This is a genomic window from Haemophilus sp. THUN1690 (assembly GCF_059704375.1).
This window is the reverse complement of the sequence record NZ_AP046582.1, coordinates 713,496-733,734: the sequence shown is the minus strand read 5'-3', so window position 1 is coordinate 733,734 and position 20,239 is coordinate 713,496. Positions and strand designations below refer to the sequence as shown.

At 40.5% G+C, this 20,239-nt stretch carries 7 protein-coding genes; all 7 read left to right on the top strand.

The window, feature by feature from the left end:
- Positions 1-7 precede the first annotated feature (7 nt).
- The 7 genes from glgB (at position 8) to AC6H22_RS03425 (ending at position 20,144) form a co-directional block, all read left to right on the top strand.
- Entirely contained in the window at positions 8-2,197 is a 2,190-nt protein-coding gene (gene glgB / locus AC6H22_RS03455; RefSeq protein ID WP_497515357.1) for a 1,4-alpha-glucan branching protein GlgB, read from the top strand.
- Positions 2,198-2,200: 3 nt separating this feature from the next.
- Positions 2,201-4,177: a glycogen debranching protein GlgX gene (glgX, locus tag AC6H22_RS03450; protein WP_497515356.1), complete on the top strand. Its 1,977-nt coding sequence runs from the start codon at positions 2,201-2,203 to the stop codon at positions 4,175-4,177.
- Positions 4,178-4,199: 22 nt separating this feature from the next.
- Positions 4,200-5,501, top strand: coding sequence for a glucose-1-phosphate adenylyltransferase (gene glgC / locus AC6H22_RS03445; protein WP_497515355.1), 1,302 nt, complete (start codon positions 4,200-4,202; stop codon positions 5,499-5,501).
- Positions 5,502-5,606: 105 nt separating this feature from the next.
- A complete protein-coding gene (glgA, locus tag AC6H22_RS03440) occupies positions 5,607-7,037 on the top strand; it encodes a glycogen synthase GlgA (RefSeq protein ID WP_497515354.1) in 1,431 nt (476 codons plus the stop codon).
- A 240-nt stretch (positions 7,038-7,277) separates the two neighbouring features.
- Positions 7,278-9,743: a glycogen/starch/alpha-glucan phosphorylase gene (locus AC6H22_RS03435; RefSeq protein WP_497515353.1), complete on the top strand. Its 2,466-nt coding sequence runs from the start codon at positions 7,278-7,280 to the stop codon at positions 9,741-9,743.
- 181 nt (positions 9,744-9,924) lie between these two features.
- Positions 9,925-11,700, top strand: a complete 1,776-nt coding sequence (locus AC6H22_RS03430; RefSeq protein ID WP_497515352.1) for a ShlB/FhaC/HecB family hemolysin secretion/activation protein — start codon at positions 9,925-9,927, stop codon at positions 11,698-11,700.
- A gap of 68 nt (positions 11,701-11,768) precedes the next feature.
- The gene (locus tag AC6H22_RS03425) at positions 11,769-20,144 is read left to right on the top strand and encodes a two-partner secretion domain-containing protein (RefSeq protein WP_497515351.1); all 8,376 of its coding nucleotides are present in this window, start codon (positions 11,769-11,771) and stop codon (positions 20,142-20,144) included.
- Positions 20,145-20,239 lie beyond the last annotated feature (95 nt).

Below are 20,239 nucleotides of genomic sequence, written 5' to 3'. Positions count from 1 at the left end.
AGTAAATATGACAACCGCAGTAACACAAGCAATTATTGATGGTTTTTTTGATGCGAGCAATGGCGATCCTTTTGCTACGCTTGGTATGCACGAAACCGAGCAAGGAATTGAAATTCGTACGTTGTTGCCAGATGCCAATCGAGTGGTGGTGATTGAGCGTGAAAGTGGTAAAGAAATAACGGAACTGGATTGTGTCGATGAGCGTGGCTTTTTTGTTGGTGTTATTCCAAATTGTCGTCATTTTTTTGCTTATCAATTACAGGTTTTTTGGGGCAATGAATCACAAATAGTCGAAGATCCTTATCGTTTTCATCCCATGATTGATGATTTAGAACAATGGTTACTTTCTGAAGGTTCTATGCTTCGCCCATATGAAGTCCTTGGTGCGCATTTTATGGAATGTGATGGTGTGAGCGGGGTGAATTTCCGCTTATGGGCGCCTAATGCAAGACGAGTTTCTATTGTGGGTGATTTCAACTATTGGGATGGTCGCCGTCATCCTATGCGTTTTCATCTAAAAAGTGGTGTTTGGGAGCTCTTTTTACCAAAAGCCAGTTTAGGACAGCTCTATAAGTTTGAATTAATTGATTGCCATGGCAATCTTCGTTTGAAAGCCGATCCATTTGCCTTTAGTTCGCAACTTCGCCCTGATACAGCATCGCAAGTCAGTGCATTACCAAATATTGTCGAAATGACTGAACAACGTCGTCAAGCAAATCAAGCGAATCAACCGATTTCCATTTATGAAGTGCATTTAGGATCTTGGCGTCGTAATTTAGAAAACAATTTTTGGCTAGATTACGATCAAATTGCTGATGAACTCATTCCTTATGTAAAAGATATGGGCTTCACCCATATAGAATTTTTACCGCTTTCTGAATTTCCGTTTGATGGTTCTTGGGGCTATCAACCACTTGGACTTTATTCGCCAACCAGTCGCTTTGGTTCACCTGAGGCATTCCGTCGTTTAGTAAAACGTGCACATGAAGCAGGAATTAATGTGATTTTAGATTGGGTACCTGGTCACTTCCCGAGTGATACGCATGGTTTAGTCGCGTTTGATGGTACAGCTTTGTATGAGCATGAAGATCCTCGCGAAGGCTATCATCAAGACTGGAATACCTTAATTTATAACTATGGACGTAATGAGGTCAAAAATTTCTTATCCAGTAATGCACTGTATTGGCTTGAACGTTTTGGTGTAGATGGTATTCGCGTGGATGCTGTGGCTTCCATGATTTACCGAGATTACAGCCGTGCGGAAGGTGAATGGATTCCAAATCAATATGGCGGACGTGAAAATTTAGAAGCCATTGAATTTTTAAAACATACCAACTGGAAAATCCACAGCGAAATGGCGGGGGCAATTTCTATTGCGGAGGAATCAACCTCTTTTTCTGGTGTGACTCACCCGAGTGAAAATGGTGGATTGGGCTTTAATTTTAAATGGAATATGGGCTGGATGAACGATACGCTCGCCTATATGCAGCTTGACCCAATTTACCGCCAATATCATCACAATAAAATGACCTTTGGGATGATGTATCAATACAGTGAAAATTTTGTGCTACCGCTTTCCCATGATGAAGTGGTGCATGGCAAATATTCGCTCCTCGATAAAATGCCAGGAGACGCATGGCAAAAATTTGCGAACTTACGTGCTTACTACGGCTATATGTGGGGGCACCCGGGTAAAAAATTGCTCTTTATGGGCAATGAATTTGCTCAAGGTCGTGAGTGGAATTACGAAGAAAGTTTGGACTGGTTCTTGCTTGATGAAAATATCGGTGGTGGCTGGCATAAAGGCGTATTGAAATTAGTGAAAGACTTGAATCATATTTACCGAGAAAACTCACCGCTCTTTGAACTGGATTATTCACCTGAAGGCTTTGATTGGCTTGTCGTTGATGATGCGGCAAATTCTGTATTTGCTTTTGAGCGTCGCAGTTCAAATGGTGAGCGCATTATTATCATCAGTAACTTCACACCTGTGCCTCGCCATAATTACCGTATTGGGGTAAATGTTGCAGGCACTTATGAAGAAATTCTGAATACTGATTCTATGTATTATCAAGGCTCTAACGTGGGCAATTTTGGCTATGTAACAAGTGAAGAAATTGAAAGCCATGGACGAGAAAATTCTATTTCGATTTCTATTCCACCATTGGCGACAGTTTATTTGAAATACAATTTGTAAGATATGTTTACGATTTATAACAACGGCAAACCAGCGCCAATGGGCTATTCAATATTCACCGAGAATGGTGTGAAGGTGACTAATTTTGCACTGTTTTCTGCTGCGGCGAGTGGTGTTGAAGTTTGCCTGTTTGATGGCAATAAGGAAACGCGCTTTCCTATGGTTCGCACAAATAATGTATGGCATTTAGCTGTAGCAGGCGTTGAGATTGGAACAGAATATGGATTCCGCATTCACGGTAAACATGCTAACCCGAATAAATTAATGCTTGATCCTTATGCAAAAGCGGTGAATGGTAAACCGGATTTAACTACTGAAGAAAGTCGTTCTTGGTTCTTAATGAGTGATCATCGCGATAATGCTCATATTGCGCCAAGAGCGGTGATTATTTCAGAAGATTTTGATTGGGAAAATGAAACTGCGCCCAATACGCCTTGGGCGGAAACCATTGTGTATGAATTGCACGTTAAAGGTTTTAGCCAACTTAACGACAAGATTCCCGCTGAATTACGGGGCACCTATGCGGGCTTAAGTCATCCTATCAATTTAGCTTATTTAAAAGAATTAGGTGTGACTGCAGTGGAATTGCTGCCTGTAAATTTCCATATAAATGAACCGCACTTACAGGCACGAGGCTTACAAAATTATTGGGGATATAATCCATTAGCTATGTTTGCTGTGGAACCTAAATATGCGGCAACAAATAATCCATTAGCTGAATTTAAAGCGATGGTGAAGGCGTTTCACAAAGCGGGTATTGAAGTTATTTTAGACGTAGTATTTAACCATTCCGCAGAATCAGAGCAAACTTACCCAACATTCTGCCAGCGTGGCATTGATGATCAAACTTACTATTGGCGCAACGATCAAGGGCGTTATATCAATTGGACAGGATGCGGCAATATGCTCAATTTATCCTCTGATGTTGGGCGAAAATGGGTTGTAGATTGTTTACGTTATTGGGCTGAACAGTGTCATGTTGATGGTTTTCGATTTGATTTAGCCTCCGTGCTTGGGCGTGATACACCAGATTTTAATGCACAAGCTCAGCTTTTTACTGACATAAAAAATGAGCCAAGTTTACAAAATATTAAATTGATTGCCGAGCCGTGGGATATCGGACATTACGGCTATCAAGTCGGGAATTTCCCGAGTTACTTTGCTGAATGGAATGATCGTTTTCGTGATAATCTTTGTCGTTTTTGGTTATGGAAAAGTGGTGAAATCGGCGCATTTGCAGAACGCTTTGCAGGTTCTAGCGATTTATTTAAGAAAAATGATCGCTTGCCACACACAACGCTTAATTTTATTACCGCTCATGATGGTTTCGTCATGCAAGATTTGGTGAGTTATAACCAAAAACATAACGAAGCGAATGGCGAAGAAAATCGTGATGGTCGCAATGAAAATTACAGTTATAACCATGGGGTAGAAGGTTCTACTGAATCCCTTTCTGAACCGCAAAAAAGTGCGGTGGAAAATAACCGCACTTTTGCACAAAGCGGATTATTAATGAGTTTATTGCTGGCGAATGGCACACCTATGCTTTTGGCGGGCGATGAGTTCGGCAACACTCAATATGGTAACAATAATGCCTATTGTCAAGATAACGAGATTACTTGGCTGAAATGGGTAAATTTTAACAAGGAATTATTTGAACTTACCAAGCAAACGATTGCAGCACGTAAGCAAATTGGTAGTTTAAATCGGAATCAATGGTGGTCAGGTGACAATGTGCAATGGCTTAACATTCACGGTAACCAGATGACAGTTGACGATTGGCAAAATCAACAAACCAAAGCATTACAAGTAGTTTTAGATAAGCATTGTCTTTTATTGATTAATGCCAAAGCCGAAGGACAGGTTTTTCACTTACCCGATGGAAAATGGACACCTCAAATCGGCACACATAATTTAACCCTCGATGCACAACAAGCAGAGCTTAGCTCAATGGGCTTTTGTATGCTGAGTGACGAATAACTATAAGACTATGGAGATCCTTATGAAAGCTGGCGACCTTAACAAATATGATTTAGTTAAAAATACTTTGGTGCTTATTCTTGCGGGTGGACGTGGTTCACGCTTGCATGAACTTACGGATAAACGTGCAAAACCTGCTCTTTATTTTGGTGGTAATCGTCGTATTATTGACTTTGCACTTTCTAATTGTATTAACTCTGGTTTGAACCGAATTGGCGTAGTGACTCAATACGCGGCACACTCTTTACTTCGTCATTTGCAAACTGGTTGGTCTTTCTTACCACAAGAAAAAGGGGAGTTTGTTGATATGCTTCCCGCACGCCAACAAATTGATGATTCAACTTGGTATCGTGGTACGGCAGATGCAGTTTATCAAAATATGGCAATTATTCGTGATCACTATCGCCCTAAATATGTTTTGATCTTGGCGGGTGACCATATTTACAAACAAGACTATAGTGTCATGTTGATGGATCATGTAAACAGCGGTGCAAAATGTACGGTGGGGTGTATTGAAGTACCACGCTCTGAAGCACATGAATTTGGTGTAATGGCGGTAAACGAAAATTTAAAAGTCAAAGCCTTTGTTGAAAAACCAAAAGATCCGCCAGCAATGGTAGGTAAACCTGATGTTTCACTCGCATCAATGGGGATTTATGTGTTTGATGCGGATTATCTTTACAAAATGTTGGAGAGAGAAGTCAATACACCACAAACTAGCCACGATTTTGGTAAAGATGTATTACCAAAATGTTTAGCAGAAGAAACCCTTTATGCGCATCCTTTCAGTCGTTCTTGCATGGGACGTAATACTGAAGGTGAAATTTATTGGCGTGATGTGGGTACATTGGATAGCTTCTGGCAATCTAATATCGATTTAGTATCAGAAAATCCACAGCTTGATATTTATGACCAAAGTTGGCCAATTCGCGGTAATCCAATTCAAGCTTACCCGTCAAAATTCTTCTACAAAAATTCAAATGTTCATCCAGTTGATAATTCTTTAATTGGCGGTGGTTGTGTGATTACTGATGCCTCTATCAGTAATTCCGTGCTATTCGATCGCGTTAAAATTGATGCTTTCTCAAAAGTGGATCATTGCGTGGTATTGCCACAAGTTAAAATCGGTAAGAATTGTATATTGAAAAACTGTATTCTCGACCGTGAATGTGTTATTCCAGATGGCATGGAAATTGGTGTGAATATGGAAGAAGATAAAAAACGATTCCGTATCAGTTCAACCGGTAAAGTGATTCTAGTTACCCCGAAAATGCTGAAAAAATTAGAAGGGGAAGAAGTCGTCTCTGAAGAGCATTTAGATTGATGATGAAAAGTGCGGTGAATTTTGACCGCACTTTATATTCCCTCTTTTCTAAAGAGGAGAGTTGATCGAGCGTTATTTATGTTTTATAGGGAAAATAAAAATTAAATGAAAATTTTACACGTTTGCTCAGAATTTTATCCGCTCCTCAAAACAGGCGGTTTAGCCGATGTTTTAGGGGCTTTGCCACAAGCTCAAAATCAAATAGGGCTTGATGCACGTATTTTATTGCCTGCTTATCCAGCGATTTCAGCAGGTATTTTTAATACACAAGTTGTGGCTGAATTTGATAATTTTGCGGGACATGTGGTGTTGCGCTACGGCGAATATAATGGCGTCGGCGTTTATTTAATCGATGCGCCACATTTATATGCGCGTGAGGGGAATCCATATCACGATTGTTACTACAATGATTATGGTGATAACTATAAACGTTTTGCCTTACTTGGTTGGGTTGGCGCTGAATTATCTACTGGTTTAGATAGCTGGTGGCGAGCAGACGTCGTTCACGCTCATGATTGGCATGCAGGCTTATGTGCTGCTTATTTATTTAATAAAGGTCGCCCAGCAAAATCCGTATTTACAATCCATAATTTAGCGTATCAAGGACAATTCCATTATCAGCATTTATTTGAAATTGGCTTGCCTGCAGGCATGTTTAATGTTGATGGTTTAGAGTTATTTGGACAGATTTCCTATTTAAAAGCTGGCTTATTTTACTCCGATGCCAGCACTGCAGTGAGCCCGACATATGCTAAAGAGATTACAACACCTGAATTTGCCTATGGCTTAGAAGGTTTACTTTCTGGTTTAAAATCTCAAGGGCGTTTAGTGGGGATTCTTAATGGTGTAGATGAAAATATTTGGCATCCAAATGCCGATCAATATATTCAGCATCGTTACAAATTGAAATATATGGCAGGTAAAAAACAGAATAAAGTTGAACTACAAGCTTATTTTAATTTACCGCAAGATGAAAATGCATTGGCATTTGTGATGGTAACCCGCTTAACCGAGCAAAAAGGCGTGGATTTATTGATTGAAAGTGCGGATGAAATTGTAAAACAAGGCGGACAGTTAATGATTTTAGGTTCTGGCGCACCGCACTTTGAACAAGGTATTTGTGAGCTTGCTGAACGTTATCCACAAAATGTTGCAGTCAAAATTGGTTATGATGAAACACTGTCACATTTATTAGTGGCAGGTGGTGATGTGATTTTAGTGCCAAGTCGTTTTGAGCCTTGTGGCTTAACACAACTTTATGGTTTGCAATATGGCACACTTCCTCTTGTTCGTAAAACGGGAGGTTTAGCCGATACGGTGGTGGATAGCACACCGGAAAATATTAAAGATCGCACGGCAACTGGTTTTGTGTTTGAGCAAGCGACAGCTGAAGATTTACGCAGAAGCATCCAACAAGCGTTTGATATTTGGCAAAAACCGAGAGTTTGGTCAGCATTGCGAGCGAATGCGATGGTACAAGATTTCAGCTGGCGTAAAGCAGCAGAACAATATCGTGCACTTTATGAACGTTTGTAGTTTTATTTATAAACGTTAATAGCAACAGTCTGTTTGTAGATTATTGTTGCAAGCTCTGTGATTATGCTTGTTTTTCGACAAAATAAGCATAAAATTCGAACGAATTTATTAGAGGTATAAAGGTTCTCGGATACAAAGAGCGGTCTATTTCGATTGATTTTTTGAAATGTGCGTGAATTTTTAAATCAACATCTCTTTTATTATAGATAATTTTTTAACATTCAAACCGAGGTTTTACTTATGATAATGGATAATTTTGATTCTCCATTCCTATACAATCGCCCACAAATGACTGTTGAGGCAATCAAAAAATCAATTGTTTATAAGCTTATTTTTTTAATTGGTCGCTCACCGCGTGAAGCGAGCCAACGCGACTGGTTAAATGCGACTTTGCATGCTGTTCGAGATTTAGTGACAGAAGGTTGGATTACCACCGCGCGTCAAACTCGAGCGGAAGATTCTCGCCGTGTTTACTACCTTTCAATGGAATTCTTAATTGGACGCACGCTTTCTAATGCCATGATCGCAGAAGGCATTTATGGATTAGCACAAGAAGCCTTATCAGAATTAAATGTGGATTTAGAAGAAGTTTTAGAAAAAGAAGTTGATCCTGGCTTGGGTAATGGCGGTTTAGGTCGTTTAGCCGCTTGTTTTATGGATTCTATTGCGACCCTTGGTTTACCAGGTATGGGCTACGGCATTCGTTATGAATATGGTATGTTCCGTCAAAAAATCGAAAATGGTCAGCAAGTTGAGCGTCCAGATGCATGGCTTGAAAAAGGTGCACCTTGGGAGTTCATTCGTCCATCTAAACGCTTTACCGTAGAATTTGGCGGAAACATTCATTTCGAAGGCAAAAAATGTATTTGGCAAGATACCGAAAAAGTGACCGCACTTGCTTACGACCAAATGATTCCGGGTTATCAAAACAATTCTGCAGCAACATTACGTTTATGGTCTGCTCATGCGGGTGAAGTATTTAATCTTGCAGATTTTAACCGCGGCGAACACCTAGCAGCATTAGAAGAACACTCCGCAAATAAAAACTTATCACGTGTGCTTTATCCTGATGATTCTACTTGGAATGGTCGCGAATTGCGTTTACGTCAAGAGTATTTCTTAGTATCTGCATCACTTCAAGATATTTTACGCCGTCACAAACGCACCCACGATAGCCTTGAAAACTTGGCTGATAAAGTGGCAATTCATTTAAATGACACACACCCAGCGTTAGCGATTCCTGAATTAATGCGTATTTTAGTGGATGATGAAGGTTTTGAATGGAAAAAAGCTTGGGAGATGACGCGTAATATTTTCTCTTACACCTGCCATACTTTAATGTCAGAAGCATTAGAAACTTGGCCAGTGGAAATGATGGCAAAAATTTTACCACGTCATTTACAGATGATTTTTGAAATTAATGATCATTTCTTAGAGTATGTTCGTTCTTACGTCACCACAGATAACGACTTTATTCGTCGTGTTTCATTGATTGAAGAAGGTTATCAACGTAAAGTGCGTATGGGATGGCTATCTGTTGTGGGTTCACACAAAATCAATGGTGTGGCAGAAATCCATTCTGATTTAATGGTGACTTCAACCTTTGCAGATTTCGCTCGTATTTTCCCAGAACGCTTTACCAATGTGACAAATGGTATTACCCCTCGTCGTTGGTTAGCCGTTGCGAATCCACAATTGGCAGACTTATTCGATAAATATATTGGTTCAGAATGGCGTTGTGATTTAAGTCAAATCGAAAAACTTAAACCATTTACGCAAGAAAAAGCATTTAAAGAAGCGATTGCGGATATTAAATTTGCGAACAAAGTGAAATTGGCGGAATACGTGAAATCTGAATTAGGTATTGAACTTGATCCACATGCATTATTTGATGTTCAAGTCAAACGTATTCACGAATACAAACGCCAAATGTTAAACGTATTGCACATTATCGCTCGCTACAATGAAATGCTTGCCAACCCTGAAAAAGATTGGCAACCTCGTGTATTTATTTTAGCAGGTAAAGCGGCTTCGGCTTATTATGCGGCGAAACAAACCATTCACTTAATCAATGATGTGGCAAATGTAATCAACAACGATGAACGTTTGAAAGGCCGCTTGAAAGTGGTGTTTATCCCGAACTACAGCGTAAGCCTTGCACAGCTTATTATCCCAGCAGCAGATATTTCAGAGCAAATATCCCTTGCAGGCACAGAGGCTTCTGGAACTAGTAATATGAAATTTGCCCTTAACGGTGCATTGACACTCGGTACGCTTGATGGTGCAAACGTGGAGATTTTGGAAAATGTGGGCGAAAATCACATTTTCATCTTCGGTAATACGGTAGAACAAGTTGAGCAACTTCGTCGAGAAGGGTATCGCTCATTTGAATACTATCAAAATGATGCTCAATTACGCACAGTCGTGGATCAAATTATTGAGGGTAAATTCTCACCAGAAGATCCTCAACGTTATCATCAATTATTACAAGGCTTGCAATACCACGATTATTATCAAGCTTTTGCTGATTTCCGTAGTTATGTAGAAACTCAAAAAGCCGTAGATGAAAAATACAAACAACGCGACAAATGGATTGAAAGCACCATTCAAAATATCGTGAATATGGGCTTCTTCTCATCTGACCGCACGATTAAAGAGTACGCAGAGAGAATTTGGAAAGTTGAGCCAGTTCAATTAGGTAATTAATTTTATATTAATAGCCAATAAGTAAATGATCTGCATCAAGCTCAAGTTTGATGCAGATTTTTTTTATATTTAAACTAATGAAAAATAACAGAAATTACCTATGTAAACTTTATGGTTTTTTTAAATAGATTTTGATATCTTATCAACCATAATTTATTAATAACTTTATCTTTAGGTAACAATGAAAAAATCCTCACACTTTTTTCTTTCTAGTTTAGTATTTATTTCACCTTTTGGTTTTTCAGCGCCAAGCTCACCAAATGCCAATTTAGAAAAACAAATCGATGCCAAACAACAGAGGCAACAAACGGAACAAGATGCGGCTATTTTAGCCCAGCAAACGCAATCCGCGAATGTGCGCTTGGAGGGTGAAAAAGAAGCCCCTCTAGGCTTTCCGCAGAATGAAGCGCAATGTTTTCCTATCAATCAATTAGTGCTGACCGATTACCAAGCTGAAGAAGAAAATCCATCAGCCTCTTCCCTTAAATTAATCCAACCAAGCCGATTCTCTTGGGCATTAAAGTCTGTTTATGCTGGGCGTGATTTTGCGCTGCCTGCTTGTATTGGCTCGGAAGGGATTAATGTATTACTTCGTCGTATTCAAAATCGTTTAATTGATTTGGGATATGTCACTACCCGCGTGGTGGTGGAGCCACAGGATTTGCGTTCAGGCATGCTTGTACTCACCGTGATTCCGGGTAAAGTAGGCCGTATTCAATTACAAGACCAAAGTGCGATTCCGTTTGCCACCCGTGGTACCTTATGGTTTGCCATGCCAATGGCGCAGGGGGATATATTAAATATTCGCAATATTGAACAAGGTTTAGAAAACTTAAAACGTGTACCAAGTGCCGATGCGAATATGGAGCTTGTGCCAACAGATGCAGTCGGTGAAACAGACGTGGTAATTGCTTATAAGCAAAGCTTACCTTTTCATTTAACCTTGGGATTAGATGATTCTGGTTCAAAAGCAACAGGGCGTTTACAAGGCTCTGCTACATTTTCTTGGGATAATGTATTCACGCTTAATGATATGTTCTATATCAGTGGTACACGCACCTTTAAACGTAATAGCGATGATGCAGAAGGCGATTATGGCAGTAAAAATATTAGTCTCTATTATTCTATTCCTTGGAAGAGCTATCTCTTAACGCTTTCCGGTTCAAAATATTCTTATCACCAAACGGTAGCGGGTGCATTTGAGTCTTATACCTATTCAGGTAAAAGTCAACAAATGAAAGCGAACTTAAGTCGCTTATTATCTCGTGGAAGTCTTTATAAAACCTATGTGAATGCCGCGTTATGGACAAAAAAATCCTATAACTATATCAACGACACCGAAATTGAAGTACAGCGTCGTCGTACCGCAGGTTGGGAAGTGGGGCTTAATCACACCCAATACATTGGTGAAACAGTGTTGCAACTGTTTGCGAACTATAAACGTGGTACGGGTGGGAATAAATCCTTACCTGCACCAGAAGAGGAGTTTGGTGAAGGGACTTCCCGTATGCAGATTTTTACTGCAGGCATTGATTTTACCTATCCTTTCACTATCGGCAATCAACCTTTCCGCTTTAACACCAGCTGGAATGGGCAATGGAACGGCACACCTTTAACACAACAAGATAAATTTAGTATTGGGGGGCGTTATACCGTGCGAGGGTTTGATGGCGAGCTATCACTTTCCGGTGAAAAAGGTTGGTTATGGCGAAATGAGCTAGATTGGAATATTGCTAACAAGGGACATGAGCTTTATTTAGGGATTGACCGAGGTAAAGTGCACTCTAGCCAAGAAGAGCTTCAAATTGGTGATAGCTTAATGGGGGGCGCAATTGGACTTCGTGGCAAACTATGGGGCATCAACTATGATTATTTTGTGGGTGTTCCAATTAAAAAACCAGAAGGATTTAGAACCAGTCATGTGACAACTGGATTTAATGTGAGCTACCGTTTTTAATGCTCACGCTTTTAGATGAATAAATTGATTAAAACCAAACAGAATTAAAACTTAAAGGAAATTAAAAAATGAATAAACGTCATTATAAAGTAATTTTTAGCCGTGTATTAAATCAGCTTGTGGTGGTATCTGAGCTGGCAAAATCTCAAGGTAAAGCGCAAAGTGAAAATATGAGTCCAGAACAAGAAAAAACAGGATTATTTTCAACCGCACTTTCACTTAATCCTATTCATTTTAGCCTCATGCTGGCATTGGGCTTCGTCTTCTTATCGCCTTCTGTTCATGCAGAAGATATGGTCATTCGTGCTGATAAATCTGCTCCAGGTAATCAACAACCCACCGTACTTCAAACAGCGAATGGTTTACCGCAAGTGAATATTCAAACACCAAGTGCAGGAGGGGTATCACGTAACCAATATTCACAGTTTGATGTAGCAGAGAAAGGTGCAGTATTAAACAATGCCCGTAAAGCAGTACAAACGCAAATGGCGGGCTGGGTGCAAGGTAACCCGAATCTTGCTCGCGGTGAAGCAAAAGTGATTCTTAATGAGGTGAATTCAGCGAACCCAAGCCGTTTAAAAGGTTATGTAGAGGTTGCGGGTAAAAAAGCAGATGTGGTGATTGCTAACCCAAGTGGTATTCAATGTGATGGCTGCGGTGTGATTAATGCTGGGCGTACCACCCTGACAACAGGCAAAGTAGAAGTAGAAAATGGTGAGTTGAAAGGCTATCGCGTAAAAGGCGGTAAGGTGACTGTTGGCCAAAAAGGCATGGATAACAGTCAATCTGATTACACTGATATTATCGCGGATAAAGCGGAAATCAATGGTGGGGTTTGGTCGAAAAAAGGCATTAAAGTAACCACTGGTAAAAACAATGTTGACCGAACCAATGATTCGGTTGTGTACGTGGGTGATAAAAACACCGATAAAACCGACCGCACTTCTGATACCCAAGACGAAAACCAAAGCTACAGTGTCGATGTGAGCCAATTGGGTGGGATGTATTCAGAGAAAATCCATTTAGTGGATAACGGTCAAGGTCTTGGTGTACGCAATGCGGGGCATATCGGTGCATCGGCGGGTGAGGTGAAAATTGATAGTCAAGGCCGTATTGTTAATGAAGGGGTGATTAGTGGTAAACAAGATGTCCAAATCAAAACCAAGTCTGATTTTGTTCAAAAAGGTAAAGTTGAAACAGCACGAGGTGATGTTCTAGTTGGTGCTAAAAATAAAATTACTCAGATGGGCTCGACTATTTCTGGTGGACATATTCGTTATCAAGCGGATTCAGTCGAAGCGGGCAAATCTTCTGTATTAGCTGCGGGTGTTGAGGAAAATGGTAAAGTCCGAGAAGTAGATGAGGTTGGTGAGACTAAAAACCTTGAAATAAAAACAGTAAAAACAACTGTTGCAAAAGGGAAAAATATTGCCTCTGGTAAGGTTGATGTTCAAGCTAAAACAGTCGATGTTAGCGAGAGTCAAACAAGTGGCCAAGATGTTCATATTGTGGCTCATCAAGGTGAAATTAATGCAAATCAAGCGACGCTCATTGCAAAAAATGAAATCAATTTACATACCCCTTCTCAACTTTTAACACAGAACGCTAATTTAAAAGCGGATTGGATTAATGCAACCGCGCAAAGAGTAGAAAACCAACATGGCCGATGGGCAAGCCAAGGTGTGCGTGATTTCTCATTAAACCTAGAAAAAGGGTTAAATAATGAAAAAGGCTTAATACTTTCTGGTGGAAATATGAGTCTTACCCAGCAAAATCAATTCTTAAATAATCGAGAAGGCCGTTTGCTAAGTGGTAAAGACTTAACTTTAACCGCATTATCCGTGGATAACCGAGCCGGAATGATTGTTGCTGACGGTTCTTCAACGTTAAATATTGCAAGGGACATTAATAACCAAAAAGTCGGCAATACAGGTTCACTCATTCAAGCTCAGGGTGATTTAACGGTTAATACCACTAATCTAAATAACCAAAATACTAAAGGTAATGCGCAATCAGTACCAACACAGGGTATTCTTGCGGGTAAGGCTGAGGTGAATGCTCAGCAATTGGATAATAAACAAGGTGGGATTTATTCGGTTTCTTCTCAGGTATTGAATATTGTTAATCAATTAGACAACACGCAAGGTGAATTATTCTCTACAGGGGATATTCGTATTCAGGGTAAAGGCGCTTCCATAAAAAATAGCCAAGGTTCAATTCAGGCAGCAGAAAAACTGAATATTCAGGTTAATGCACTTTCTGGTGATGGCGATATTGAGGCTAACCATGCAAATATCCAACTTGTTCAGGATTTTGATAGTCAACGCGATTTAGTTGGTCGTTCTTCATTAAGTTTAACAACTCAAGGACATTTGATTAATCAAGCAGGGTTACTTTCTGAAGGTCATACCCAAGTTAATGCGAAGAATATTGAAAATACAGAGAATGCTGAAATTCAAGGGAAACAAACCGCACTTACAAGTGAGCAGAATATAACCAACCGAGGGTTGATTAAAGGGACAGTAGAAAATGTTATCAAGACCGGTGATACATTAACTAATGTCGGTACTGGTCGTATTTATGGTGATCATGTTGCTTTACAGGCTGGTCAAAAAATAGTGAATACAGATGAATTACAATCTGATGGAACGATTAAATCAGCGGTTGTAGCAGCAAAAGAACGTCTAGATGTTGCAGCACCTTTAGTTGAGAACAGTAAAACGGTCTTTACCCAAAAATGGGCATTTAATGGTATTGGCGGTACATTATCCTCTGAAGGGAAAGTTGTATTTGGACGTAGCCTAGATGAAAACAACCAATCAAAAGGTTTAGGCGATAAATTATTAAATAGCGGTAGTTTGATTGAAGGACGAGGCGTTATCCTTGGTATGCGTGAAACTTTAAACAAAAATGCCCGTATTGATACAAGGTTAGAGGAAGTCAAACGTGAAACGGTAGAGGAACATTACTTAGTTGAGGGCAGAAATCCAAATGCTAATGAGCGGATTAATTTTAACCTGTTGAAATGGGTCTCATTTAGCCGCGCAGGCAAGGTTGCTTATAAAACAGACAATCCAGTAATGGCAACAGATGCGAATATTGATGGCAAAATTATTGCTCAGCCAGGAGAGAATATTTGTGTGAATGAGTCAAATTGCTCTACTGTTGAATATAACAAAAACGATCCGATTTGGGCAGCTTTAGGTGTGGCACCACCAAAAACTGAGGCGCCAAACGTCACCGTTCCTAAAGAACTTTTAATCAAGCCTGAAGAGCCTGAAATGCCAGCGCGTATGTATTTTGGAAATGCTCGATTCCATAAGAAAAAAATGCAGGAATATGAGCTTAAATTAGCAGAGTATAAAGTAGCAATGAAGGCATATGAGGAAAAATTAGAACCTTATAAAGAGCAGTTGGCACCATATTTCAAATGGCAATTAGAGAATGAGCCCGTTTTTAAGGCTTTAAGTGATGCGATTGAAGCTCATAATAGAAAGATAGAGGGTAAGCGTTTTACCAATTTCTGGGATATTAATGTGAAAGAACGTATAACCAGCGAAACTAAGGTGAAAGAAACGCATCCTGGTAAGATTTTAAGTCAAGGAGATGTTGAATTTAATGGCAATGTGGAAAATAACCGCAGCCAAATAATTGCGGCAGGTAAGATCTATAACCCTAATAACCCTTCTGAGGGGGTAAACAATGTACCCGAAATGGGGATTACTCGAGTTGTTGATAATGGGAATCAAGAGTGGACTTACTCTCGTTGGCGAGGTGGATTTAAACGCTATCACCAGCGAGACAGGGCTGGCCGTCATGACTACCAAAAAATCACTGATACAGAATTGGATTTAAAACAAGTTCGTACGGAAGCCTATACGACAGTGACGCCTGAAGGTGAAAAAGCCAATCTTTCGATGGAAACTATCGCACTTACCAACAATATCCATGTTGCCAATGGAGTGAATCAATCGAATGCTAAAGCTGAGCTGAGTGAAATTCGTACGATTGGTGCGGATGTTTCTTTGCCTACCTCTAGCCTTTATCGAACAAATCCCGAGGCAACGAATCGCCCATTAATTGAAACGGATCCACAGTTTACTGATCGTAAACAATGGCTCAGTGGTGACTATATGTTCAAAGCACTTCGTAGTGATCCACAAAATATCTTGAAGCGCCTAGGTGATGGATATTACGAGCAGCGTTTAGTGCGAGATCAAGTTAATCAGTTGACGGGACGTATGTTCTTAACAGGTTATCAAGATTTAGAGGCGCAATATAAAGGGTTAATGGATAATGGTATTACGTTTGCGAAACGCTTCAATTTAACCCCGGGTGTGGCTTTAAGCCCTGCTCAGGTCGCACAACTTACGTCAGATATTGTCTGGTTTGAAGAAAAAGAAGTAACGCTACCAAGCGGAAAACAAGTCAAAGTGATGGCACCTCGTGTCTATGCCATGGCGCAGAAAGGCGACTTAAATGGCGAAGGTGCGTTGATTTCAGCGGATGTGATTGATTTACGGAGTAACCGTTTAACCAATAGTGGCACGATTGCAGGCCGTAAGCTTACGTTATTAAATACCGAAAGCTTATTAAACGAAGGCACTATTACAGGTGATAAAGTAGACATCAAAACCACGAATAACTTCGATAATATCGGCGGTAAAGTGGAAGCTGAGCGCGCCCTCTTAGTGGATGTGGGCGGTAATTTAAATCACGAAAGTACCACGATGACGACAAATGTGGACTTATCTCATTTCCAACGTAGTGAAACGACATTGGCTCGTAAAGCGCTTTTCCATGTAAAAGGAGAAGATGGCCAGTTAGAACTCTCATCAAATAATCTGAACGCTAAAGGTGCAGATATTATTAACGATGGTAATGGCAATACGCTTGTTCAAACAAAAAATAACATGAATCTGACCGCACTTTCAGTGGGCTTTGATGAGAAGATGGGGAAAGGTAATCATTACCGTCATGAGAAAGTGGAAGAGGCGGTAGTAAGCCAAGTAAAAGGCAAAGGCAATGTCTTGCTAACGGGTAAAAATATTTTATCCGAAGGTGCACAGCTGGAGAGTGAAGCGAAGTTGATGGCTATCGCAGAAAACGACCTTGTGCTGAATGGTGCAAAAGAAAGCCGTGATTTTGAAGAGTTTCATAAAACGAAAAGCGGAAGCGTGGCGAAGGTAACAAAAACCAGTCTTGACCAACAACAATCCGTTACTCAAGTCGGCACTCAGGTGAGCGGTAAAGAGGTGGTTCTTTCAGCAGGTCATGATGTGAAGGCGAAAGGTATTCAGGCTATTGCGGATAATAATCTCCATATTCAGGCTGGACATGATGTTGATATTGCAGCGGACACCAATCATTTCAAAAATAAGCGAGTGGAAACCAAGAAAACCAGAGGTGTGTTCACAGACGGCGGTATTGGTTTTACCGTTGGTTCCCAATCAGAAAAACACGATTATGAAACGGAAGGTTGGACACAATCAGATGCACGTAGCACGCTGGGTTCAATGAATGGCAATATCACAGTGAGTGCGGGCAACCATTCGAATGTCATGGGAACGGATATGATTACACCACGCACGAATCGCATCGATATTGAGGGTGCAAGTGTTAAGGTGGAAGCCGGAAAAGATATCATTGAAAGTAAAGAGGGGCATGAGTATAAACAGGCTGGACTGACGATAGCCGTTACATCACCGGTTGTAAGCACAGCACAATCGATGGGACACAGTATTAAGCGTAGTCGTGAAGTTAAAAATGAAAAATTGAAACAGCTTCATCAAATGAAAGCGGCTTATGACAGTCTTGAATTAGCTCAAAATGCAGCAAATGTTGCAAACACAGTTTCTAGCTTGGGCAATATGACGGCAGGTAATGTGTCTAATCCGAGTATTAAAGTCTCTATTAGCGTAGGTGCAAGCAAATCTACCCAAACGAGTGAAAGTAAAACAATCACTCATAGTGGTAGTGAGCTGAATGCTGGCACGGTGAATTTGACCAGCCGAAAAGGTGATGTTGATGTGTTGGGCTCAACGTTAAATGCAAAACGTTTAGAACTTGATGTGGCTAAGAACTTAAACGTGGAGTCAGTACAAGATACTTACCATAACCGAAGTGAGAATAAAAACACAGGTTGGAGTGTGGGTGTATTTGCAGGCGCTAATGGTAATAGTTATGGCATTGGTGTAGAAGGTTCGGTTCAAGTCGGTAAAGGGCATGAAAATAGCGATAGTGTGACACAACGTAATAGTTATCTGAATGCTGAAGAAACAGTGATTAAAACCGGTAAAGACGCTAATTTCAAAGGTGCCGTTGTTAAAACAGACCGTTTAGAGGCGGATATTAAAGGTAATCTTAATTTAGAAAGCCGCCAAGACAGTAATCACTACGACAGCAAACAAACACAAGCCGGAGCGGGCTTTAGTGTGGCAATTTATGGTAGCGGTTCAAGTGCTTCAGCAAACTATTCTCAAAACAAAGCGAAAGTGAACTATGCCCAAGTGGAAGAACAAACGGGCTTCCATGTAGGCAAAGGTGGAATGGATGTTAAGGTTGTGGGGAATACGCACCTTGCGGGCTCTGTGATTGACAGTGAAGCAGCCGAAGATAAGAACCACTTCAAGACAAAATCGCTTACTCACACTGATATTGAAAACCGCAGTGAGGTTGAAGTGAAAAGCGTGAGCGCGGGGCTTTCAACGGATATGACACAGAATGCTAAAAATGCGATGGCTGCCGCGGCGAGCGCTTTAGGGAATAAACATGAAAGTGCTACAAGTCAAACGCAATCAGCGATAGGGTCTAATATTCAAATTGACACAGAAACACCGGAAAATCTGACCGCACTTTCCAGAGATACACAAAATGCCAATCATAAAGTAAAAGCCTTTGATTTACAGGAAATCAAAGAGCAGCAAGAAGCGGCACAAGTGGCGGGCGAGTTGTTTGCAAAAGTCACGGGCGACCTTGCAAAAAAATTGGGCTTTGAAGACGGCAGCAAAGAGAAGATTGTGATGCATGCCCTTGCAGGTGCATTAGCTGCGAAGATGTCAGATGGCAATGTGGCGACAGGTGCAGCAGCGGGAGCGAGTTCAGAGTGGTTGAACACGTATGTTACAGATTACTTAAATGAACAAGCGAAAGACCTCAAATTAGATGATGGACAAAAAGAGAAACTTAAACAAGCAGCACAACAAATGACGGCATTGGTGATTGGTGCTGCAGCGGGTGCAGTGAGTGGTGGCACGAGTGAAACCATGAAACAAGGTGCATTGACATCTTACAATGCAGAGACGTATAACAGACAGCTTCATCAAAATGAGAAAGAGCGTATTAAGTTGCTTGCAAATGGCGATGAAGAAAAAGAACGTCGTTTAGAAATAGCAGCTTGTGCATTAGTGCATTGTTCTGCGCAGATTCCTACAGATGATCCAGATTATGCCAAATCGTATGAACAAGCGAGAGCAGTAGAACAACTTGGTAATACGGCGGAATATGCCCAAGAAAGAGCATTATTAAAACGCCAAACTGAAACATTTAGTGATCCTTTTGGTTCCGGTGTGCAGAACAAACTATTTGAATATAACGATACTTATAAAGCGCTAGATCACGCGAATAGAATCGATACGAAATATGCTGTAACAACACGCGCTGGCGGTGTTGTACAAGCAGTAGGAGGTGTTGCGACGATGGCTGTCGGTACGGGTCTTTGTGAAACCGGTATTGGATGCGTGGCAGGCGTACCGGTTGCTGCTTATGGAGCTGATAATACTTATACCGGCGGGAGAGTGATTCTTACCGGTAAAAATCAAAATACATTAGGTGGTCAATTGCTCAGTCAAGTGACAGGATTAAGTCCGGAAACAGCAAATTTTGTCTATAGTTTACCGAGTTTATATACGGGGGCTAAGCCGATACTGGGGGCAACAGCGAGATTAGGTAATCAAGTTGTTGCAGAAGGGAGTCAAATGGCATCTGCTATGGGGTATGTAGCTGGAGAAGTAGGCAAGGATGTTGCGGCTGGTTATAAGGCAATCCCTCGTCCATATAAAGTTGCATTTGGTATTGAGGCTGGGATTAATACGGTGGCAGAAACGCTCCCTTATGCTACTGGTCAAAAAGAAATCAATGGCAATAATATTCTCCAAAGTGGAGGGAAAGTAATTGTTGATTCTACATATTCAGGCTTAACTCATAAAGCTGGTGATGGATTAGGATTCGGTCTAGATGTTACAAAAGGAGTAATTGAAGGTAAATCTTTTGGTGAGGCTGTTAGAGATTCAGGTACATCAGTTTGGTTTTCTAAAAACTTTGGGTTATTTATAAAGGATGAAAATGTTAAAAGATTGATGTCTTCAAGCATGAGTAAAGTAGCAGAAAATATTTATAACACTCCAGATAAATCAGTTAAGGACTTAAAAAATGAAAGCAAGTAAGATTATTAGAATTTTAATAGCTTCGATATTATCTTTCTGTTTTATATATTTTACTCTTATTCTAAGAGGAAAAATCGATCCTGATTTAAATCATT